The following is a 22023-nucleotide window of genomic DNA, read 5'->3' as shown; positions in this document are numbered from 1 at the left end:
ACACCGCCCCGCCCTACCTAAGCACCACGATGTGCCGTCGCAAAAGAGTTACTGTGTGTCAACACCTCCATGTTGTTCAGGTGACTGCTGATGCCTGAGGGGTCTGCCCGCCGGTCGGACCAGCTTCTCCGGGATCGAAGGCTCTGACCGACGTCAACCGACATTGAAGGGCTTAAGGGGACATGACCGAGGAATCTCTGTCGGCAGCTGAGCCGACCTTCATCCAGAAACTCGCAGCCGAGGTCATCGGGACATTCATTCTCGTATTCCTCGGCTGTGGTTCAGTCGTCGCGGTCGTCGCCGGCGCCACCCACGCCGGGCCCGGAAACGTGACCTGGGGTCTCGAGGTCGCGGCCGTCGGCCTGGCCTTCGGTATCGCCGTCGTGATCGGCGCCTACACCTTCGGTCGCATCTCCGGTGGCCACTTCAACCCGGCCGTGACCCTCGGCGTGGCCTCAGCCGGCCGGATCGGCTGGAAGGACGCGGGCGCCTACATCGGAGCTCAGTTCGTCGGCGCCATCATCGGCGCGATCGTGCTGTTCCTCATCGCGCTCTCGTCCGGCTACAACTCGTGGAACGACGGCGGACTCGGCGCCAACCGCTTCGGCGACGGAGCCGGCACCGGACTCATCGGCGCGATCCTCGTCGAGCTCGTGCTCACCGTCATCTTCGTCTTCATCATCCTCGGTGTCACCGACAAGCGTGCAGGGACCAACGCCACCGCAGCACCGCTGGCCATCGGTCTCGCGCTGGCCGCGATCCATTTCGTCGGCATCCCGCTGACCGGCACCTCGGTCAACCCCGCCCGGTCGTTCGGCCCCGCCCTCTTCTCCGGCACCGACGCGCTGATCAACCTCCCGGTCTTCCTGATCGTCCCCGCCCTCGGCGGTGCCCTCGCCGGGTTCGTCTACCCGATGCTCTTCAACAAGGACGGCTCCGAGATCGCGGGAGCGGGCCTCGCCTTCGGCGGCGACAGCATGGCCCCCGCCCACAGCTTCCAGTGGGACGCTCAGACTGCGGCCCCGGCAGCACCCGCCGCGGCGGCCACCCCTGCTGCTGCGCCCGCGGCACCCGCTGCGCCCGCTGCCCCGGCCGCAGACCCGACGGCGCCGGCCGCTCCCGAGACCAGCGACCGGACCATCGTCTCCGGCGGCGCCGGAAACGGCGGCAACGGCGGCCAGCAGGCCTGGCAGCAGCCGACCCAGACCACCGAGGGCGACCTGCCGGTCTACGAGCAGGACGGCTGGCGCTGGGACTACGCCAAGCAGGAATGGGTCCCGATCGAGCAGTAGTCATCACAAGCACGAAGGCCGCCCCTCGGGGCGGCCTTCGTGGTCTCTACGTTCTCATTCACCGGGCACGGTCACCGCGAGGATCCACAGCGCACCCGCGGCCAGAGCCAGCAGAATCACGTCGAACCAACGGCTGCGCACCGCCAGCATCCCGGCATCCTTCGTACGCAGCACCGCACGCGCCAACGACGCGGCCCCCACCCCGCCGGCGAGAACGATGATGCCCACCCGCCAGTGGCCGAAGCCGACAAGGCCGAGACCCGCGAGCGCCGCCGTCAGCACCCCGAGATAGACGATCCCGCCGATGGTCGAGGGGAAGCTGCGTACGTCTTCGGGGTCCGTCTTCTCGTGCTCAGCGGCCGCTGCCGCCGGGGCGGGAGTCTCCGGCGTGGCCGGTGTCGTGCTGAGCGGTGGGTGGACGGACACGGTCAGAGCCTTTCGAGAGCCTTCTCGGCGGTGAGGACGATATTGGAGAGCAGCATGGCCCGTGTCATCGGACCCACCCCACCCGGGTTCGGCGACACCCAACCAGCCACGTCCCACACGTCATCGGCCAAGTCTCCTGCGATCTTACCGTCGACGCGAGAGACGCCCACGTCCAAGAGCGCCGCGCCGGGCTTGACCATGTCCTTCGTGATGATGCCGGGCACGCCTGCGGCGGCGACCACGACATCAGCGTTGCGGGTGTGTGCGGCGAGGTCGCGGGTGCCGGTGTGGCACAGGGTGACCGTGGCGTTCTCGCTGCGGCGGGTCAGCAGCAGGCCCAGCGGGCGGCCGACGGTGAGCCCGCGACCGACCACGACCACCTCGGCGCCGTTGAGCTCCACGCCGTGGCGGCGGAGCAGCTCGATGCAGCCCACCGGGGTGCAGGGCAGCGGACCCTCCTCGCCGAGGACCAGCTTGCCGAGGTTGTACGGGTGCAGCCCGTCGACGTCCTTCTCCGGGGCGACGCGGGAGAGCAGCGCGAACTCGTCCAGACCGGTCGGCTGCTGCACCAGGAAGCCGGTGCAGGCCGGGTCGGCGTTGAGCCGGTCGATCTCGGCCTCGACCTCTTCCTGGGTCGAAGTGCCCGGCAGGTCCACCCGGATCGACTCGATGCCGATCTCGGCGCAGTCCTTGTGCTTGGCGTTGACGTACCACCGGCTCCCCGGGTCGTCGCCCACCAGCACGGTGCCGAGACCCGGGGTGATGCCCTGGGCCTTCAGCTTCTCGATCCGCTCGGCGAGCTCGGCCTTGATCGCCTTCAGCGTCGCGGTGCCGTCCAGCTTCTGTGCTGTCACGATGTCAATCCTGTCACTCGAGTCTCTGTATTCCTTGTACGCGACGCCGACCCGGCGCATCCTGACCAGATCGCAGGCCGAGTCGGCGCGTTCTGACACGATCTCGCGCCGAGCCGGCGCGTTAGAACGAGCCGACTCGGCGCTGGTGCGTCAGTGGGCGAAGTGTCGCGTGCCGGTGAAGTACATCGTCACCCCGGCCGCCTCGCAGGCCTTGATGGTGAGCTCGTCACGGATCGAGCCGCCGGGCTGGACGATCGCCTTGACGCCGGCGTCGATCAGGATCTGTGGGCCGTCCTCGAAGGGGAAGAAGGCGTCGGAGGCTGCGACGGCCCCGCGGGCACGCTCAGCGCCCTCGGCGAGGGTGTTGGCCCGCTCCACCGCCAGACGGCAGGAGTCGACCCGGTTGACCTGGCCCATCCCGATGCCGACCGAGGCGCCGTCTGAGGCGAGCAGGATGGCGTTGGACTTCGCCGAGCGGCAGGCCTTCCAGGCGAAGGCCAGGTCGGCCAGGGTGGCCTCGTCGGCGGCCTCACCCGTGGCCAGCGTCCACGAGGCCGGGTCGTCACCCTCGGCGTCGACGTGGTCGACCTGCTGCATGAGCAGGCCACCGGAGATCGGCCGGGTCTCGACCGCGGCGCTCTCGTCGGCGGCTGCCACCAGGATCCGGATGTTCTTCTTGGCCTGCAGGATCTCGACGGCGCCGTCCTCGTAGCCCGGAGCCACGATGACCTCGGTGAAGACGTCGGCGACCTGCCTGGCCATCTCGACCGAGACCGGGCGGTTGGCGGCGATCACGCCACCGAAGGCGGACACCGGGTCGCAGGCGTGGGCGCGACGGTGTGCCTCGGCGATGTCCTCACCGACGGCCAGACCACACGGGTTGGCGTGCTTGATGATCGCGACGGCCGGCTCGGCGAAGTCGTTGGCGGCGCGTCGGGCGGCGTCGGTGTCGGTGTAGTTGTTGTAGGACATCTCCTTGCCGTGGAGCTGCTCCGCGCTGGCCAGCCCGGCCGGTCCATGACCGTTCAGGTAGAGCGCCGCCTTCTGGTGCGGGTTCTCGCCGTAGCGAAGAACGCTCGACCTCTCGTACGTCCCGCCGACCCAGGCCGGGAAGCCGGTGCCATCGGAGGTGTCGGTGAGCACGGAGCCCATCCAGGAGGCGACGGCCACGTCGTACGTCGCGGTGTGGACGAACGCGGCCGCGGCGAGCGCCTTGCGCTGATCGTAGGTGAACCCACCCGCGGCGGCAGCAGCGAGGGTGTCGGCGTACTGCTCCGGCGAGGTCACGATCGCGACGGAGGGGTGGTTCTTGGCGGCGGCCCGGACCATCGAGGGCCCGCCGATGTCGATCTGCTCGACGACCTCGTCCGGGCCGGCGCCGGAGGCGACGGTCTGCACGAACGGGTAGAGGTTGGAGACGACCAGGTCGAAGGGCTCGACCTCGAGCTCCTTGAGCTGCTCGACGTGGGAGTCGAGGCGGCGGTCGGCCAGGATGCCGGCGTGCACGCGCGGGTGCAGCGTCTTCACGCGGCCGTCGAGGCACTCGGGGAAGCCGGTCAGGTCCTCGACCTTGGTGACCGGCAGGCCCAGCTTCTCGATCAGCGCGGCTGAGCCACCGGTCGAGACGAGCTCGACGCCGGCGTCATGGAGCCCGCGGACCAGGTCCTCGAGACCGGTCTTGTCGTAGACGGACACCAGGGCCCGCTTGATGGTGATCTGATCGAGCACAGCACTCTCCTCATCGGTCAACGGAATCGATGAGGGCACCCAGGCGGTCGATGCCACTCGACCCAATTTCTCGGGTCACACTCCCCGGTGGTCCCCCACCTGCGCCAGTCGTGTGCTCGTCACTCTAACCGTCAGCCGCGCCCGGACCGAACTCGCCAACTTTCCGCCCCGGAGGTTCCCAAGACGTGCTGGCCACCAACATGCTTCTGCGAATCCACCATGCAGGTCCTGCGAATCCACCACCAGACCATTGCGAAACCACCATCGCGCCATAGGCTGTGCTCATGGCACACACCATCGACCGGCACGTGAGACCTCGGGTCATCGAGGCGCTCCAGGACACTCGCGTCGTCGTGGTCCAAGGCGCTCGCCAAGTCGGCAAGACGACCTTGATCCGCGACGTAGTCGACGAACTCGGGGGAAGGCTGGTGACGTTCGACGACGAGCCGACAAGGGCGAGTGCCCAAGCCGATCCTGTGGGCTTCCTCATGCAGAACCCCGATGGCCTGCTGGCCGTCGATGAGGTCCAACGCGTTCCCGAACTCGTCCTCGCTCTGAAACTTGTCGTGGACCGTGACCCTCGGCCGGGCCGGTTCCTCGTGACAGGATCGGCCGATCTCCTACGCCTGCCCGCAGCTCAAGACAGTCTCGCGGGCCGGGCCGAGAGCATCGAACTGCATGGCTTCAGCCAAGGCGAGATCGTCGGGCGACGCGAAGCATTCATCGACCGTCTCTTCTCCGGCGAGGTGTTCACCAATCATGACAGCGAACTCGTTCGCCACGACTACCTCGAACGGGCCCTCGCCGGCGGCTACCCCGAAGCACTGGCGCGCACCCCCGGACGCCGCCGCAACGAGTGGCTCGACAACTACCTGCAACGCATCATCGAGCGCGACGCTCCCGACATCAGCAGTATGCAACGCATCGCTGATCTCCCCCTCGTGCTCCGAATCCTTGCGACGCGCAACAGCGACGAGTTCAACGCAACCGACGTCTCCTCGGAGACTGGTATACCCGTGAGCACCCTTCAACGGCTAGTCGGCCTTCTCGAGACGCTCTACCTTGTCCAACGGATCCCAGCATGGTCGACCAATCTGACCAAGCGTGCCGTGTCCCGCCCAAAGGCGTCGCTGCTTGACACCGGACTGGCGGCGCGACTCCTGAACATCTCAGCAGTTGGCGCCGGCCCCAACGCCTACGGCGAAACCGCTGGCCATCTCCTCGAGGGGTTCGTCGCCAGCGAACTGCGCCGGCAGTTGGCGTGGGCCGACGAGAGCGTCCAAATCAGCCACTTCCGCGACCGCACAGGCAGCGAAGTCGACCTGATCCTGGAAACACCCGACGGACGCGTCGCCGGGCTCGAGGTCAAAGCCACCTCACGGGTAGGGCGCAGCGACAACAAGTGGCTCAGCCAGCTCCGCGACAAGCTGGGCAGCCGATTCGTCGGCGGACTCATCCTCAACACGGCGCTGACCGCAACACCGTTCGGCGACAGGATCGCAGCCGTGCCGCTGGACATCCTCTGGGAGGCATGAACCTGCCACCTCACAACTTGACCTGCAACAGCACTTCCAGTGGATCATCGCCAACGACGTCGGTCAGATTGCGTGGTCCCCACCTGCGCCAGTCCGTCAGGCGCGCCCGAACCGAACTCGCCGACCGTCGACGGTGTAGCCCTCCCGGGCGATCCGGCCGACGGACCCGACCAGCATCGAACGCTCGACGACCTTGATCCGCTCGTGCAGCGTCTCCTCGGTGTCGTCGTCCGCCACGGGCACCGTCACCTGGGCCATGATCATCCCGGTGTCGACCCCGGCGTCGACGATGAAGAGCGTCGCCCCGGTGACCTTCACCCCGTACTCCAGCGCGTCCCGCGCACCGTGCATCCCGGGGAAGCTCGGCAGCAGCGCCGGATGCGTGTTGAGCGTCTTCCCCCCGAACCGCTCCAGGAAGGAAGCCCCCACCAACTTCATGAACCCCGCAGAGACCACCAGATCCGGCTCGTACGCAGCCACCGACTCCGCCAGGGCAGCGTCCCACTCCTCGCGCGACTCGTAGTCCTTGACCTTGTGCACGAAGGTCGGGATCCCGGCGTCGGTCGCCCGGGTCAGCCCCTGGATCCCGTCGCGGTCGGCGCCGACTGCGACCACCTCTGCCCCGTATTCCGAGGACGCGCAGGCATCCAGCAGGGCTTGGAGGTTGGTGCCCGACCCGGACACGAGGACGACAAGACGAAGAGCCACGCTGCGAACTCTAGGCGGATGCGTCGGCGGGGAGAGAACGCCGGTGCCACCAGGTCATCATGAGCCCGGCGAGGAGGCCGGCGAGACCGAAGAAGGCGATGGCGTTGACGAGCACCTGCCCGGCGTTCGGCCCGACGTCGAGCATGCGGCCGGGGCCGACCGCGCCGCCCGCGACGCCGGACAGGACAGCGAGGAGAAGGCCGGCGACGACACCGGCGCTGACACCGCGGAGCGCGCCCTCGGACCAGCGCAGGGTCGGCCGGCGGCGCTGGACGCGACACACAGCCCAGAAGGCGGTCAGCGGCCCCAGCGCCATCACCGCGGCAGCCCAGGCAGGCGGGGCGCCGTTGTCGGGCAGCGCGGCGAGCATCGGGAACATCGGCAGCGGCCCGAGGGTCACGGCGGTCGGGGTGACGGTCGTTCCGACACCGACCGAGAATCCCGGGCCCAGGGCGTACGAGCTGGAGAAGAGCACGGCGTTGGGGAGCACCAGGACGGCGAGCAGGGAGTAAAGGATGATCCCGCCGACGTCGAGGTGGAGCTGGGAGACGACGTTGATCGAGGTGGTGAAGTCGGCGAAGAGGGCCGCGAAGAAGAGCAGGGTGCTGACCGCGAACCACCAGACCAGGATCGACCTGACCATCACCAGGACATCCACTGCCGCGCGCGGCAGCAGGGTGATCCACAACGCCGCACGGCCGGAGCCGACCGAGATCGCGGGCAGGGCCACGACGAGGCAGAGCCCGACCGACCATGCGAACACGCCGAGGATGCTCGGCGCGGTCTCCGGCGTGCCGGCGACGATCGCAGTCGTGACCGCGGTGGCCGCGTAGCCGAGCGTGAAGAGTCCGGCCACGACGGGGACGGTCAGGTCGCGTTCACCGTCGGCGAGGGCGTTGGCGTCTGGACCGTGCAGCGATACCGAGTCGCCGACCCGGATCGCGACCTGCCACATGGCCCAGGCGAGCACGAGGGTCAAGCCGAGCGGGACGAGAGTGACCGCGACTCCGGAGACGAGGACCCCCGAGCCGTGGCCGAGCAGCCAGCCGAGCGCGGCGACACGCAGGGCGTCCGAGGGCTCGCCGTGAGCACCCATGTCGCTGATGAACCAGCCGAGGATGCCGATCGCCAGGCAGACCACCAGAGTGGCGGCGGCAGTGCCGATGCCGCCCAGCAGGGCGACCGCGACCAGCGGACGGCGGTGGCGGAGATCGTGGAGATCGTCCGCGACTCGCCCGCGGTCAGGGGTGCGTGGAGGCAGCAGGGACGACATCGCCACTCATCCTCCCAATCCCGAGGGCCTCGATCCGGGCGACGCGCCGCCCGATGAGGTCTTGTGCACCCCTGATACCCACCTGTGCATCAGCGACCATTGCCGTTCATTCGACCGAATCACCTAGAGTTGACCGCTGACATGGGCATGACCACGGCAGACCACGAGACCTTCGAGGCGTTCTATCAGGACGTCCGCGGACGCCTCCTGCTCCAAACCTGGTCGCTGACCGGGGACCTGGAGGCTGCCAAGAGCGCCGTCCGGGGCGCGATGGTCATCACCTGGCACCACTGGCGCAAGGTGAAGCCGATGGACGACTTCGAGCGCGAGGACTGGGTCCGGCCGATCGCGTGGTCCAAGGCGATCCGCAACCACTCGGTGCCGCTGCTCCACCGCGACGAGACGATCGCGCCGGAGGCCCGCAGCACCCTCTCCGCGCTGCGCAGCCTGCCGCTCCACGACCGCAAGGTCTTCCTGCTGGGCCATCTCACCAGCGTCGACCTCGCCCAGCTGGCCCGCGAGGTCAGCACCCCGATCAGCCGCACCGAGACCGACCTGCAGGGCGCCAACGCCGCCATCTGCGACCAGCTCGGGATCGCCCCGGAGCAGCTGCAGACCATCTTCGACCCGCTTGTCGACGTGCTCACCGAGCAGCCCTGGCCGAAGACCGCGACGATCACCTCCGCCGGCGCGGTGCGCCGCCGGGTGCACACCGCCATCGGCGCCGCAGCGGCCATCGCCGCCCTGGTCGGCACCGGCTTCTTCGTCACCCAGGACGCCGAGACCGCGCCCCGGCTCAACACGCTCTCGATGAAGTCGGCCGCCGAGGAGTTCGAGGTCGAGCCGAGCGAGATCCCCGGCAAGAAGCTGACCGCCAAGGACCTGATGACCGAGGAGGACGTGGCGAAGATCTACGGCGGCTCCTGGGCCGTCGACATCTCCTCCGACAACCTCGAGGGCACCGGCCTCACCATCCCCTGCCAGATCGAGCCCTCGGCCGACGAGCGGCCGGTGGCGAGCCTGGCGCGCACCTTCGCCGCCAAGCCGAAGGCGACCACCGCCGGCACCACGATCGAGTCGTCCGTCGACGCGAAGGCTGCGGGTGCGGCGTACAAGAAGATGCAGGGGTGGTACGCAGCGTGTGCCGAGCCCCGCTACCAGCTGATGTTCACCGAGTCGGTGAAGGGCATCGGCGACGAGGCGATGCTCTTCAGCTACCGCGACTGGGAGAACAACCGGGCGGTGGCCTACGGGGTCGCTCGCACCGGTAGGCACACCGCCGCGGTCACCGTGAAGGTCGACGGCAAGTCCAGCACGACCGCGGCCAAGACCTCGACCATGCTCGGCAGCGCCCTCCACAACCTCTGCTCGATGCCGGACGCGGGTGCGTGCGTGGAGACCAAGCGGCCGCGGGAGACCGTGGTCCCGTTCGCCACGGGCGAGGCGCCCGGGCTGATCAACGAGACCGACCTGCCCCCGGTCAACACCATCGGCGACCCGTGGGAGGGCACCGAGGCGAAGCCGGCCAAGACCAACCCGGCGCAGACCCGCTGCGACAACACCCAGTTCAACGTCAAGGGCATGTCCGGGGCACAGACCCGCTCTTTCGTGATCCCAGAGACCAAGAAGAAGCTCGCCAAGACCTTCGGGCTCACCGAGACCGTCGGCAAGTTCGGCTCCGCCAAGGAGGCACAGGCGTTCAACGGCGCGATCAAGACCCGGCTGAACAAGTGCAGCGACAAGCAGCTCGGCAGCCACGTCACGCAGATCGCGACCGAGCCGATCAAGGACGGCGCGATCATGGTCTGGGACATCCGGGTGGAGCTCGAGAACTCCTCGGTCCTCTACCGGATGGCCGCGATCCGCCGAGGCGCCAACGTCGCCCAGATGAGCTTCGTACCCGACGGCGCCGCCGCCATCGGCAAGTCCGACTTCGTCGCGCTCGCCAAGCGCGCTGCGTACCGGCTCGACTACCTCTGAGCCCCCACTGAGAGTTTCTTGCTCCGGATGCAACCGGGGTTGCCGCCCGCGCGTCTGAACCGGTGAGACTGGCACAGGGCCAGGTTGAGGAAGCCGGGCCGGGAGGCTGCGATGGACGAGGACGAGTTCGACGCGCTGTACAACGCGTCGTACCGCCGCGTGTGCGCTCAGGTGTACGCCATGATCGGCGACTTCGACGAGGCCGCCGAGTGCGTCCAGGAAGCCTTCGCCCGCGCCTGGGCGCACCGACGCAAGATGTCCTCGGTCGACTACCCCGAGGCATGGGTGCGCACGACCGCCTACCGTCTCGCGGTGGGCCGCTGGCGCCGGAAGAAGTACGCCGGCCGGGCCGCCGACAGAGCTGTCGGCGTCAAGATGGAGATGCCCCCGGTCGACGAGACCCACGTGGCTCTCGTCGCCGCCCTCAAGCAGCTGCCCGAGGCGCAGCGCCAGGCCATCGTCCTGCACCACATCGCCGATCTACCGGTCCACCAGGTGGCTGCCGAGGTCGGCGCCCCCACCGGCACCATCAAAGCCCGCCTGGCTCGGGGACGAGCCGCTCTGGCGGAACTGCTCGCTGACGAGAAGCCCGGCGCTGTCTGGAAGGAGGCCTGAGATGAGTGACCCACTCTCGCGTCTGGACCAGTTCCGCGCCGATACCCCTGGAGCACCGATGAAGTCCGCAGCCGAGGTACGCCAACGGGGTGACCAGATCCGGCGCCGCCGTCGTGCGGTCCTCGTCGCAGGCGCCGCCGCCGTGGCTGCCATCGTCGCCGGGCCGATCATCTTCGTCTCCACCGGACTCGGCGACAAGGCCATCGATCCCGCGCCGCCTGTTCCGAGCCAGACCCCGAGCACCACACCCAGCCCTTCGGGCTCGGCCTCGCCGTCAGACCTCACCCGAGCCAACCTGCCGACCGAGGCCGACCTGGTCGCCGACGACCCGTTTCCGCCGTGGACCCAGCAGCAGACCTACGACGGGGAGGGCGGGTCCGACTACAACGAGTGCCTGACCACGTCATTGGCAGATCTCGGTGCCCTGGCGAGCGTCCGGCGCGACTTCGTCCCCCAGCGCGGGAGCGAACTCACCGCCTCAGCCGGCACGCTGCGCGCCGTCGTCGCGGAGTTTCCGTCGCCGGCCGAGGCCGAGAAAGTACGCCAGGAGCTCACCGATGCGGCGACCTCGTGCTCCTCGCTCGACGCGGAGATCGCGGGCTACCTCCCCGTCGCGGGCGGCGTCATCTCGGGCGGCAACGTCGACGTCGTCACCTACCGGCCCGACGACCCAGACATGAACGCTCGCTGGGAGGTCGCGACGGCCGTGGTCTCCGCCGAGGACCGGGTCCTGGTGATGACGCGCAAGCGCGGTGTCCAGGACTATGTCGAGCCCACGGACCTGCAGACCTCCGCCGTCAACGCCGCCCACCGGATGGTCGGCGCGAAGAGTCCGGCAGAGACCTCCTCGAAGCCGCCCGCCTCGGCGCCGGCGACCACCAAGGCTCCGGAGCCGACCCTCTCGGCACGCAACCTGCTCACCGGGGAGGACGCGATCTACCCCAACGGCGGAGCGCTGGACTGGGTGGAGAGCTCCGGCTCGACGACCTCACGTGAGACCACGCCTAGAGCCAACGCCTGCTGGCAGGGCACCATGAAGGCCCGCGGAGCCACCGCAACCATGCAGCGGAGCTTCGGCCTCGAGACCTCCGAGGGCGGCGACTCCAACGCCGACGCGTACCTCGACGAGACCATCGCCGAGTTCGCGACCAAGGAGGAGGCTCAGGCCGCGTACGAGGACGTGCTCACCTGGTTCGACGGTTGTCGCCCGGAGGGCTCGGACAGCTTCAAGTCCAACCCGTTCGAGAACGTGCCGATGTCGGCGCAGGCCGAGGGCGTGACCGGACTCGCCAGCTACGGCCCGATCACGGCCACCCCCGGGACGCAGTACGACCCCGCCGGCCGCGAGGACGACGGGTGGTTCCTGGAGATGGGCGTCGTCCTCAGCGGCACCCGGATCGCCGTCCTCAGCCAGCTGATCAGCGGACAGGACTACAACTGGCCGGCAGAGGATGGCGGTACTCCGGTGCGGCAGATGCTCCCCGCCGCGGCCGATCGGCTCTCCGCCAGATGATCGTTTCTGCAACCGAAGTTGACACTCGCACGTATCAACCCGCGACACTGACGCTCCTGCAGGGGTCGGGGAAAGCCAGCCGGGAAGGCAAGACGATGGACGAGGACGAGTTCGACGCGCTGTACAACGCGTCGTACCGCCGCGTGTGCGCTCAGGTGTACGCCATGATCGGCGACTTCGACGAGGCCGCCGAGTGCGTCCAGGAAGCCTTCGCCCGCGCCTGGGCACACCGACGCAAGATGTCCTCGGTCGACTACCCCGAAGCCTGGGTGCGCACCACCGCCTACCGCCTCGCCGTGGGACGCTGGCGTCGCAAGAAGTACGCACGACGCGCCACCGACCGGGCTGTCGGTGTCCGCACGGAGATGCCTGCCGTCGACGAGACCCACGTTGCTCTCGTCGCCGCGCTCAAGCAGCTCCCCGAGGCCCAGCGCCAGGCCATCGTCCTGCACCACATCGCCGACCTGCCGGTCCACCAGGTGGCCGCCGAGGTCGGCGCCCCGACCGGCACCATCAAAGCCCGCCTGTCCCGAGGGCGAGCCGCCCTCGCGGAACTGCTCGCCGAGGACGATCCCGGCGCCGTCTGGAAGGAGGCCTGAGATGAGTGATCCGATCTCGCGTCTGGACCAGTTCCGCGCCGATGCCCACGGGGCACCGATGAAGTCCGCGGCCGAGGTACGCCAGCGGGGTGACCAGATCCGGCGACGCCGCCGCGCGGTCGTCGCCGCCGGGGCCGCCGCCGTGGCCGCCGTCGTCGCCGGTCCGGTCATCTTCCTCTCCGCCGGAATCGGCGACAAGGCGATCGACCCCGCCCCTCCAGGCCCGTCGGTCACCGACTCTCCGACGCCTTCGCCGACCTCGTCCCCCTCCTCGAACGCGCCGACTGGCCGGTTGACCGAGGCAAACCTCCTCACCACCTCGGACATCGGAACCGTTGTCGGCCCGGGGCTGACCGTGGCCGGCGATGCGACCTCCTACCTCAAGGCAGCCGGCGTCGGCGAGATCCCCTGCGACCTCTCCTCGGCTCTCTCCGGCACCTCGGACGCGCTCGGCTATGCCTACGGCTTCTCAGCCGCCGAGGGCGGCGACGGCGACGCTGACAGGTACTTCTCCGAGGCCGTCGCCCAGTTCGAGCCCGGAAAGGCACAGGCGGCGTACGACCGAGTCAAGGCGAAGCTCGCCGAGTGCTCGCCCGACGGGGCCGATCAGTTCGACGAGCGTCCCTGGCAGGCGGTCCAGATCCCGGTGACCGGCGCTGCCGAGCTCGGGGGCGCCGGTTACGGCCCGACGACGGCCGAGCCCGGGACCCAGTACGACACCGCGTCCGGCTACTCCTGGGTCTTCGACGTCGGCATCATCGTCTCGGGCGACCGGGTCGCGATCGTCGCCGACCTGGCCACCCGGCCCAACACCGACGACGCCTCCTCGACCGTCGGCGACCTGCTGCCGGTCGCGGCTCGCCGGCTCGCCGGCGAGCCGACCGGTGGCTCCCCGCCGAGCACGCCCGCGGCAGGACAGGGGCTGAGCGATGCCAACCTGCCGGCTGCCGAGGCCCTGCCGCGGCTCGACCGGTTCGGCTCCGGGCCGACCTGGGAGGCCTACACACCGGCATCCGACATCCCGACCCTTGCCTGCCAGAAGGGCTGGCTCAACACGCTGGACCCGGCCGAGAAGCGCACCCGCGACTTCCACACCGTCGACAGCGAGGGGAACGAGGTCGGCCAGGTTCACGTGGCCGTGCTGGGGTTCGCCGACGTGAACGCCGCCGGCGCGGCGTACAACGAGGTCATGGAGTGGCAGGAGGTCTGCCCCGCCGACAAGCTGGGCGCCGACCCGGACGTCACCTCGCTGCCCACCGATGTCAGTGCCGACCTCGATGCCGGGCCGAAGCGCGCGGCGCGCTCACAGGCGACCTATCCGGGCGGGGAGGGTGGCGACAGCATTTGGTTCGAGACCGAACTGGTCGCGCAGCACGAGAACCGGATCGTCCTGGTCGGATATGCCGAGCTCGCCGGACCGTGTCCGCCGAGCACCGGCGACAGAGAAGACCCGTGCTACCAACCTGACCAGCCCGACTCCTGGCCTGGCCGGATCCTCGGGATCGAGAAGGCGGCGGTGACAGCCGGCATCAGCGACCTCCGCTGAGTCAGAGTTCGGGCGAGACTCCGGTCACACCGCGCGCACCCGGGGAAGACACGTATGGGTCAGGGCGTTCGAACCCAGCAGAGCCCCGAACCGCGCCGACCAGGAGAAGCCCTCTCGTGTCCACCACCCCCACCGCCCGACGGCGACTGCCGCTCCCGTCCTTCTCGGTCCAGATCATCCTGGGCCTCGTCCTCGGCGTCGCGCTCGGCGCGGTCGCGCGAGCGATCGGCCCCGGCGCCGGAGACGAGGCCAACTGGCTGACGACGACCCTGTCCACGATCGGCAACTCGTTCGTCTCGCTGCTCAAGGCCGTCGTCGTACCGCTGATCTTCACCGCCATCATCGCCTCGATCGCCAACCTGCGTACGGTCAGCAACGCGGCCCGGCTCGCGGGGCAGACGCTGCTGTGGTTCGCGATCACGGCGGGGATCTCGGTCGTGATCGGCATCGGCCTGGGGCTGCTCTTCCGACCCGGCACCAACACCGCGGTCAGCACCTCTGACGCTGCCGAGACCGGGGCGTCGGCCTCGTGGCTCGACTTCCTCCAGGGTCTGATCCCCGGCAACTTCCTCGGCCTCGACGCGTCGACCAGCGTTGAGCAGGTCGGCGGGAGCCCGATCGCGGAGACGGCACTGAGCTTCAACGTCCTCCAGGTGCTCGTGGTGGCCCTCGCGATCGGCATCGCGGCGCTCAAGACCGGGGAGAAGGCCGAGCCGTTCCTCGCCTTCAACCGCTCCTTCCTCGCGATCGTGCAGAAGGTGCTGTGGTGGATCATCCGGCTGGCCCCGATCGGCACCCTCGGCCTGATCGGCAACGCAGTAGCCTCCTACGGCTGGGACTCGCTGAGCTCGCTGGCCTGGTTCGCGGTGGCCGTCTACGTCGGTCTGGCGCTGGTCCTGTTCGTCGTCTACCCGACGCTGCTGCGGGTCAACGGCCTCAACCCGCTGGCGTACTTCCGCGGTGCCTGGCCGGCGATCCAGCTCGCCTTCGTCTCGCGCTCCTCGGTGGGCACGATGCCGGTGACCGAGCAGGTGACCGTCAAGAACCTCGGTGTCCCCCAGGAGTACGCCTCCTTCGCGGTCCCGCTGGGCTCGACCACGAAGATGGACGGCTGCGCATCGATCTACCCGGCGATCTCGGCGATCTTCGTCGCCCAGATCTTCGGGATCGACCTGGGCCTCACCGACTACCTGCTGATCGCCTTCGTCTCGGTCGTCGGCTCGGCCGCGACCGCCGGTCTCACCGGTGCCGTCGTGATGCTGACCCTCACCCTCTCGACCCTCGGCCTGCCGCTGGCCGGTGTCGGCCTGCTGCTCGCGATCGACCCGATCCTCGACATGGGCCGCACCGCGGTCAACGTCGCCGGACAGGCACTGGTGCCGACGATCGTGGCCAAGCGTGAGGGCATCCTCGACGTCGACCGCTACCGCTCCGCCTCCGCGGAGGGTCTGCTGACCGACGACGAGCCCGCCAAGGAGACGGTCCCCGCCTGAGGTCTCCCGGACGTACGCGGACGAGCGCCCCTGACAGCCACCGGCTGCCAGGGCGCTGCCGTCTCATCCGGGGTAGGGCGCCTCGCCGCGCGCGACGCGCAGTGCCTCAGCCCACCAGGTGAGCTGGGCGAGCATCGCCTTGGCGTAGACGGCGGACTCCGGGTCGTTCGGCCGGCCGTCCTCGTCGAGGCGCTCCCAGTAGCGCGGGAAGGCGAGGCGGGCCTGGATCGGGTGGGCGTGCAGCTCGGTCAGCACGTTCTCCAGGTGCAGGGCCGCGTGGCGGCCACCGCTGTCACCGCCGTAGGAGACCAAGGCGACCGGTTTGGCCTGCCACTGGATGAAGTGCCAGTCCAGTGCCGACTTCAACGAGGCCGGGTAGCTGTGGTTGTACTCGGGCGTGACGATGACGAAGCCGTCGGCGGCCTCGAGGGCTTCGGTGAGGCCACGCTGGCCGTGGGGCCGGCGATAGTCGTCGCCGGCCGCCTTCGGTGACTCGGCGGGCAGGGACAACGGGATGTCGTGGTCGGCCAGGTCGACCAGGTCGATATCGAGACCGCCGTACGCCTCGGCCTGCTCGGCCATCCAGGAGCCGAAGATCGGACCCCCTCGGCCTTCGCGGACGCTGGCGGTGATGACTGCGATACGTAGTGGTGTGTTCATGCCGTCCAGGTTTGCCCGGATCAGCGGCGGGCGGGAGGCCGAGCCGAGGCTGGCCCCAGCAGGGCCACCATCACCGTCCGCCCGCGCCGTACGCTTGGCAGCATGCCAGCCAACGCGGGAGCCCTCGGCTCGTTCATCCGGGACCGCCGCGACCAGACCACGCCGGAGAGCGTCGGTCTCCCGGAAGGCGTACGCCGCCGAGCCCCCGGTCTACGGCGGTCCGAGCTGGCCACGCTGGCCGGCATCAGCGTCGAATACCTGGTCCGGATCGAGCAGGGCCGCGACCGCCACCCCTCGCCCCAGATCCTGCGGGCAATCGGTGACGCGCTCCGCTTCGACGCCGCCACCCACGAGCACCTGCGCACCCTCGCGATGGCCTCCGGCGGCCAGTGCCTCGGGCCGTTCTCCTCCGGCCGCGACGTACGCCCCGGCGCACGCGCGCTGGTGGAGCAGTTCGAGCCTGGGCTTGCCGTGCTCACCAACCGGCTCGGCGACCTGCTCGCCCACACCTCCACGTTCGACATCCTCGCCCGGCCCCTCGGGATCCTCGACCACACGGAGCCCAACCTCACCATGTACGCCTTCCTCAACCCACGCGCCCGAGAGGCGTTCCCCGACTGGGAGAGGGTGGCAGACGACCTCGTCTCGAACCTCTGCCGAGGGCCCAACCCCGTCGCTGCGCGCATGATGATCGAGGCGATGACGGAGCACGTCGGAGCCGAGTTCACCGACCGGCTGAACCGCCACGACCCACCGCACGGCGGCGTGTGGCGCTGGCTCCATCCCGACGCCGGCGAGCTGCGCTTCGATGTCGAGGGGCTCGAGCTCCCGGCCGCCGACAACCAGCAGATCCTGGTGCTGATTCCGGCCGACGAGGCGACCGCCGATTCGCTCGACGCGATGCGGCGCCGCCGCTCGGGCGCTCTGCGAGCGGTCTAGAGACGCGAAAGTGCCCCGCGACCGAACCGGTCGCGGGGCACTCAGCTGACGTAGGTCAGAGGGACTGCAGGATCTCGCGAGCGAGAGCAGCGGTCTCCGACGGGGTCTTGCCGACCTTGACGCCGGCGGCCTCGAGGGCCTCCTTCTTCGCCTGCGCGGTGCCGGCGGAGCCGGACACGATCGCACCGGCGTGACCCATGGTCTTACCCTCCGGGGCCGTGAAGCCGGCGACGTAGCCGACGACAGGCTTGGAGATGTTCTCCTTGATGTAGGCCGCGGCCCGCTCCTCGGCGTCGCCACCGATCTCACCGATCATGACGATGACCTTGGTCTCGTCATCCTTCTCGAACGCCTCGAGGGCGTCGATGTGGGTGGTGCCGACGATGGGGTCACCCCCGATGCCGATGGCGGTGGAGAAGCCGAAGTCCTTCAGCTCGTACATCATCTGGTAGGTCAGCGTGCCCGACTTGGAGACGAGACCGACCGGGCCCTTGCCCGTGATGGTGTGCGGGGTGATGCCGGCCAGCGACTCGCCCGGCGTGATGATGCCGGGGCAGTTCGGGCCGATCATGCGAGTGGCCTTGCCCTGCAGGTAGGACCACACCTCGGCGGTGTCCTGGACCGGGACGCCCTCGGTGATGACCACGATCAGCGGCATCTCGGCGTCGATGGCCTCGATCGCGGCGGCCTTGGTGAAGGCCGGCGGCACGAAGAGGACAGACACGTTGGCGCCGGTCTCCTTCATCGCCTCCTCGACGGTGCCGAAGACCGGGAGGGTGACGTCGTTACCCTCGTGGTCCTTGTGGGTGACCGTGGTGCCGGCCTTGCGGGCGTTGACACCACCGACGATCTGGGCACCCGAGTCGAGCATCAGGGCGGTGTGCTTCGCACCCATGCCGCCGGTGATGCCCTGGACGATGACCTTGCTGTCCTTGTTGAGGTAGATGCTCATGTTTCTCTCTCCTGACCTCAGGCGTTGGCCAGCTCGGCGGCCTTGTCGGCGCCGCCGTCCATGGTGTCGACGATGGTGACCAGCGGGTGGTTGGCCTCACTGAGGATCTGGCGGCCCAGGTCCACGTTGTTGCCGTCCAGACGCACGACGAGCGGCTTGGTGGCCTCGTTGCCGAGGATGTCCAGCGCGCCGACGATGCCCTTGGCGACCTCGTCACAGGCGGTGATGCCACCGAAGACGTTCACGAACACGGACTTGACCTGCTCGTCGTTCAGGATGACGTCGAGACCGTCGGCCATGACCTGCGCGTTGGCGCCGCCACCGATGTCGAGGAAGTTGGCAGGCTTCACGCCGCCGTGCTCCTCACCGGCGTAGGCGACTACGTCGAGGGTCGACATGACCAGACCCGCGCCGTTGCCGATGATGCCGACCTGGCCGTCGAGCTTGACGTAGTTGAGGCCCTTGTCCTTGGCCTTGGCCTCGAGCGGGTCCTCCTCGTCACGGATGACGAACTGCTCGTGGTCCTCGTGACGAACCTCGGAGGCGTTCTCGTCCAGCGAGACCTTGCCGTCCAGGGCCTCCAGCTTGTCGCCCTCCAGGCGAGCCAGCGGGTTGACCTCGACGAGCGTCGCGTCCTCCTCGGTGAACACCGTGTAGAGGCTCTGGATCATCGAGACAGCCTGCTCGAAGACGGGCTCCGGGAAGCCGCACTCGGTCGCGATCTCGCGCGCCTTGGCCTCGTCGACACCCGTGCCGGGGTCGATGCCGATCTTCTTCACGGCGTCGGGGTTGGTCTTGGCGACCTCCTCGATCTCCACACCACCCTCGACGGACGCGATGCAGAGGTACTGCCGGTTCGACCGGTCCAGCAGGAAGGAGAAGTAGTACTCCTCCACCGGCGGGGTCGCCGGAGCGATCAGCACCCGGTTGACCTTCAGGCCCTTGATCTCCATGCCGAGGATGTTCGAGGCGTGCTCGAACGCCTCATCGGCGGTCTTGGCCAGCTTCACGCCGCCGGCCTTGCCCCGGCCGCCGGCCTTGACCTGCGCCTTGACGACGCAGAAGCCCATCTCCTCGGCGGCTTTCCTGGCTTCCTCAGCCGTCTCGACGACGACACCTTCGGTCACGGCAACGCCGTGCTTGGCGAAGAGCTTCTTCGCCTGGTACTCCATGAGATCCACTGATCCACCTGGTCTGTATGTTGCGGTACGGGGCGGCATTCCGCAGGGAATTCAGCGGTGACGCCCTCGTCTTCAGATGTGTCCGTCAAGCACCATAGACCCCGCTGACGTCGGGTTACGAGCCCAGGGGGCACGACGTGACGTACGCCACTAGGGGTCGGCCAAGCAGACACACCGGACATATACCAACAAATCGGCAACGTTGAGTAACAGCCCGTAGCGCCCTGTAGCGGGGCGCGTTTGACCACGTACGAGGGGGTCCTCTGCCCGCGAATCGGCTGATTTCGACACGGTATGGGGGCCCAAATGGGCCGATGACACGCGTTTCGCGAGACACGAAGAATCCGCAATCCGATTCCGGATCTGGTGGATTCACGCAGATCAGCGACGGAATCCGTGGTTGCCGAAGGTGAAATCAGCGACACGAGCGCCCCACATTTCTTGACCACGCCCTCCGGTCCGTTACAGTCATGGCTCGCCGTCTGAACCCCGAACAGCGGAGATATGAACTGATGGGCAACCACCGAGCCGACGTCACAAATGACAGTCCGCGTTCGGTCACCCCTTCCCCCGGAGCAACCACGAGCAGCAGCAGCTACGTTGGGAAGCGGCGCGCAGCGCCGGCGACCGACAGCCCTGCCTCCAGGCCTGCCCCGCGAGCGACCGGATCGACCTCCTACGTCGGGAAGCGACGCGCCGCGCCGTCCCCCGCCGTCGGGACCGCGAAACCATCCGCCGCCACTGAGACTCCTGAGGAGCCGGTCGCCAAGGCCCGGCCCAACCGCGTGGTCCTCGAGCAAACCGGCACGCTGCCGGTCGTCGGGTCACCCCGTGCCGAGATCCCCCTTGGTGACGGCGGCGACGACGGTCGCATCTCGACAGGAGAGCTGCGTGCTCTCGTCGAGGGCGACGGCGGACCTTCGTTCCCGAGCTCGTTCCCGACGCAGCCTCCCGCGAAGATTGCTCCTCGGCAGATCGTGCCGCCGCAGCGCCGGGCCGTCCAGATCGACCCGGTCCTGTCCGACCTGCTCTCCTCGATGGGCATCGACCCGGACAAGGTGACCCCCGAGGTGCTCGAAGACCTCGGCGTGGGTGGCATGACGACCTCCGAGCTCACCTTGTTCCTGACCCAGCCGACCAGGCCGGCACCGGTGAAGAGCCCGTCGAGCGCGGCGGTCTCGACCAAGACCCCGCCGCGCGGCATCGCGGCGACTCCGGCTCCCGCGCCGGTGCTTCCAGTGCCGGTGCCTCCGGCCGCTCCAGTCGCTCCAGTCGCACCCGTCGCCGCCGTCGTTCCCGAGCCGACCTTCCAGGCCCCCGAGCCGACGCACACCCCGAAGCCGCTGCGGATGGCCAACACGTTCGCGCCGTTGACCGGCAAGGTCCGCGCCGTGCGTGAGGCCCGCGATATCCCGGCCCCGCCGGCGGCCGCCCCGTCCTACGAGCCGGAGGTCCCGGAGGCCAAGGAGCCCCGTGGGTTCCAGGAGGCGTTCGACGCACCGCCGGCCTCCTTCAAGATCGACACGACCACGTTCCCGGCCCCGCCGGTGTCGCTGCCTGAGCAGATCGACTTCGACTCGATGGCGATCGATCTCCCGGCCGAGACCTACACCGTCGACGCGCCCTACTACGAAGAGCCGCAGGCCGACGAGGCGTTCTACCAGGACGACTACTCCTACGGCCACGACTCGCAGCAGGCAGAGGCCTACTTCCGCGCTGACACGGGCAGCATCGACCTGCCGAGCATCAGCGAGATCGCGACCTACCGGCCCGAGCTGCACGACCTTCCGGCTGTCGAGACCACCGGCACCATGGTCGGGATCGGCGGACCCGCCCGTCCGCGCACCCGACGCGCAACCGCCGCGGCCGCAGGTGGCCGTCCGACGGTCCCGCTGACCGCCGGTGCTGCCGCCCTCGCCGCCGCCATCGGTGGCATCGCGCTGACCGGCGGCCCGACGATGATCGCCGCCGACGACGTACGCCTCGTCGGCGCCACCGCGCTCGGTGGCGACAGCGACATGGTCGTCGTGGGTGACCGCTCCGCGACCGTGTCCCGCAACGACGAGCGCTCCGAGGCCGACACCGCGGCGAGCGACCGTGAGAAGGCGCTCCAGGGCGTCGACGTCCAGGCCGACAAGCAGGACAAGTTCCTCAAGTCCAACATGTGGGAGCTGCCGATCGCGGCCGGCACCTACCGGATCACCGGCACGTTCGGCTCCTCCGGCGCCAACTGGGCGAGCACCCACACCGGGCTCGACTTCGCCACCTCCTACGGCACCCCCATCCACTCCGTCTCCCGCGGCACCGTCACCTTCACCGGTTTCGACGGCGCCTACGGCAACAAGACGGTGATCACGATGGATGACGGTACGGAGCTGTGGTACTGCCACCAGAGCGACTACGGCGTCGAGGTCGGCGAGACCGTCTCCCCCGGTGACGTCATCGGCTACGTCGGCTCCACCGGTAACTCCACCGGCAACCACCTCCACCTGGAGGTCCGCCCCGGTGGTGGTGACGCCGTCGACCCCGACAGCGCACTCAACGAGCACGGCGTAGACCCGAGCTGACGCGCGGACGCCCGCTGGTCGAGCCGCGAGCGCCAGCGAGCGTGTCGAGACCAACACAGTCCTCTTCAGCGCTGATGGGACTGTGTTGGCCGGAGACCTCGCCCTTGTAGATCCAGACCTTCACGCCGATGCGGCCGAAGGTCGTGCGGGCCTCGTAGAAGC

General features: G+C 69.0%; 18 protein-coding genes, 1 pseudogene and 1 riboswitch. Of the genes and pseudogenes, 10 read left to right on the top strand and 9 right to left on the bottom strand.

What is annotated here, in order from left to right; genetic code table 11:
• The first annotated feature begins 182 nt into the window (after nucleotides 1-182).
• Nucleotides 183-1292 (top strand): MIP family channel protein, encoded by a 1110-nt coding sequence (locus ABZZ22_RS22770; protein WP_354936311.1) that lies wholly within the window; start codon nucleotides 183-185, stop codon nucleotides 1290-1292.
• Nucleotides 1293-1346: 54 nt separating this feature from the next.
• Here ABZZ22_RS22770 and ABZZ22_RS22765 read toward each other — a convergent pair whose 3' ends face one another.
• From ABZZ22_RS22765 to purH, 3 genes are all read right to left on the bottom strand, one after another.
• On the bottom strand, nucleotides 1347-1718 hold the full coding sequence (locus ABZZ22_RS22765) for a DUF3017 domain-containing protein (RefSeq protein WP_354936308.1): 372 nt from the start codon (nucleotides 1716-1718) through the stop codon (nucleotides 1347-1349).
• Nucleotides 1719-1720: 2 nt separating this feature from the next.
• A complete protein-coding gene (locus ABZZ22_RS22760) occupies nucleotides 1721-2572 on the bottom strand; it encodes a bifunctional methylenetetrahydrofolate dehydrogenase/methenyltetrahydrofolate cyclohydrolase (RefSeq protein WP_354936306.1) in 852 nt (283 codons plus the stop codon).
• Between the two features lie 150 nt (nucleotides 2573-2722).
• Nucleotides 2723-4300: a bifunctional phosphoribosylaminoimidazolecarboxamide formyltransferase/IMP cyclohydrolase gene (gene purH / locus ABZZ22_RS22755; protein WP_354936303.1), complete on the bottom strand. Its 1578-nt coding sequence runs from the start codon at nucleotides 4298-4300 to the stop codon at nucleotides 2723-2725.
• Nucleotides 4301-4330: 30 nt separating this feature from the next.
• Nucleotides 4331-4422: riboswitch (ZMP/ZTP riboswitch) on the bottom strand.
• Between the two features lie 162 nt (nucleotides 4423-4584).
• On the opposite strand from purH, the gene ABZZ22_RS22750 reads away from it, so the two are divergent.
• A complete protein-coding gene (locus ABZZ22_RS22750) occupies nucleotides 4585-5835 on the top strand; it encodes an ATP-binding protein (RefSeq protein WP_354936300.1) in 1251 nt (416 codons plus the stop codon).
• 96 nt (nucleotides 5836-5931) lie between these two features.
• Here ABZZ22_RS22750 and purN read toward each other — a convergent pair whose 3' ends face one another.
• Both purN and ABZZ22_RS22740 read right to left on the bottom strand, forming a co-directional pair.
• Nucleotides 5932-6543, bottom strand: a complete 612-nt coding sequence (purN, locus tag ABZZ22_RS22745; RefSeq protein WP_354936297.1) for a phosphoribosylglycinamide formyltransferase — start codon at nucleotides 6541-6543, stop codon at nucleotides 5932-5934.
• A gap of 10 nt (nucleotides 6544-6553) precedes the next feature.
• Complete coding sequence (locus tag ABZZ22_RS22740) at nucleotides 6554-7816, bottom strand: DUF6350 family protein (protein WP_354936294.1); 1263 nt, start codon at nucleotides 7814-7816, stop codon at nucleotides 6554-6556.
• A 141-nt stretch (nucleotides 7817-7957) separates the two neighbouring features.
• Between ABZZ22_RS22740 and ABZZ22_RS22735 the strand changes: the two genes are divergently transcribed.
• From ABZZ22_RS22735 to ABZZ22_RS22710, 6 genes are all read left to right on the top strand, one after another.
• Nucleotides 7958-9796 (top strand): hypothetical protein, encoded by a 1839-nt coding sequence (locus tag ABZZ22_RS22735; RefSeq protein WP_354936291.1) that lies wholly within the window; start codon nucleotides 7958-7960, stop codon nucleotides 9794-9796.
• 111 nt (nucleotides 9797-9907) lie between these two features.
• Entirely contained in the window at nucleotides 9908-10411 is a 504-nt protein-coding gene (locus ABZZ22_RS22730) for a SigE family RNA polymerase sigma factor (RefSeq protein ID WP_354936288.1), read from the top strand.
• 1 nt (nucleotide 10412) lies between these two features.
• On the top strand, nucleotides 10413-11924 hold the full coding sequence (locus ABZZ22_RS22725) for a hypothetical protein (protein WP_354936285.1): 1512 nt from the start codon (nucleotides 10413-10415) through the stop codon (nucleotides 11922-11924).
• Between the two features lie 95 nt (nucleotides 11925-12019).
• The gene (locus ABZZ22_RS22720) at nucleotides 12020-12523 is read left to right on the top strand and encodes a SigE family RNA polymerase sigma factor (RefSeq protein ID WP_354936282.1); all 504 of its coding nucleotides are present in this window, start codon (nucleotides 12020-12022) and stop codon (nucleotides 12521-12523) included.
• Between the two features lies 1 nt (nucleotide 12524).
• Nucleotides 12525-14069, top strand: a complete 1545-nt coding sequence (locus tag ABZZ22_RS22715) for a hypothetical protein (protein ID WP_354936279.1) — start codon at nucleotides 12525-12527, stop codon at nucleotides 14067-14069.
• Nucleotides 14070-14185: 116 nt separating this feature from the next.
• Nucleotides 14186-15562 (top strand): dicarboxylate/amino acid:cation symporter, encoded by a 1377-nt coding sequence (locus tag ABZZ22_RS22710; protein WP_354936277.1) that lies wholly within the window; start codon nucleotides 14186-14188, stop codon nucleotides 15560-15562.
• Nucleotides 15563-15625: 63 nt separating this feature from the next.
• On the opposite strand, the gene ABZZ22_RS22705 is transcribed toward ABZZ22_RS22710, so the two are convergent.
• Nucleotides 15626-16222: an NAD(P)H-dependent oxidoreductase gene (locus ABZZ22_RS22705; protein WP_354936274.1), complete on the bottom strand. Its 597-nt coding sequence runs from the start codon at nucleotides 16220-16222 to the stop codon at nucleotides 15626-15628.
• A gap of 102 nt (nucleotides 16223-16324) precedes the next feature.
• Here ABZZ22_RS22705 and ABZZ22_RS22700 point away from each other — a divergent pair, with 102 nt between their 5' ends.
• Nucleotides 16325-17161: a helix-turn-helix transcriptional regulator gene (locus ABZZ22_RS22700; RefSeq protein ID WP_354936272.1), complete on the top strand. Its 837-nt coding sequence runs from the start codon at nucleotides 16325-16327 to the stop codon at nucleotides 17159-17161.
• A gap of 55 nt (nucleotides 17162-17216) precedes the next feature.
• Here ABZZ22_RS22700 and sucD read toward each other — a convergent pair whose 3' ends face one another.
• Both sucD and sucC read right to left on the bottom strand, forming a co-directional pair.
• Entirely contained in the window at nucleotides 17217-18113 is an 897-nt protein-coding gene (gene sucD, locus ABZZ22_RS22695; protein WP_183541567.1) for a succinate--CoA ligase subunit alpha, read from the bottom strand.
• 17 nt (nucleotides 18114-18130) lie between these two features.
• Nucleotides 18131-19294, bottom strand: coding sequence for an ADP-forming succinate--CoA ligase subunit beta (gene sucC / locus ABZZ22_RS22690; protein WP_354936269.1), 1164 nt, complete (start codon nucleotides 19292-19294; stop codon nucleotides 18131-18133).
• Nucleotides 19295-20079: 785 nt separating this feature from the next.
• Here sucC and ABZZ22_RS22685 point away from each other — a divergent pair.
• Nucleotides 20080-21861 carry a M23 family metallopeptidase gene (locus ABZZ22_RS22685; protein WP_354936266.1) on the top strand — a complete coding sequence of 594 codons (1782 nt, stop codon included), beginning with the start codon at nucleotides 20080-20082 and terminating at the stop codon, nucleotides 21859-21861.
• Nucleotides 21862-21922: 61 nt separating this feature from the next.
• On the opposite strand, the pseudogene ABZZ22_RS22680 reads toward ABZZ22_RS22685, so the two are convergent.
• Nucleotides 21923-22023, bottom strand: a pseudogene (locus tag ABZZ22_RS22680) (30S ribosomal protein S3); the annotation flags it as partial.

The organism is Nocardioides sp. NPDC006273 (assembly GCF_040613495.1).
In the GTDB taxonomy this organism is placed as follows: Bacteria; Actinomycetota; Actinomycetes; order Propionibacteriales; family Nocardioidaceae; genus Nocardioides.
The sequence above is the reverse complement of the archived record's forward strand: the minus strand, read 5'-3'. Positions and strand labels throughout refer to the sequence as shown.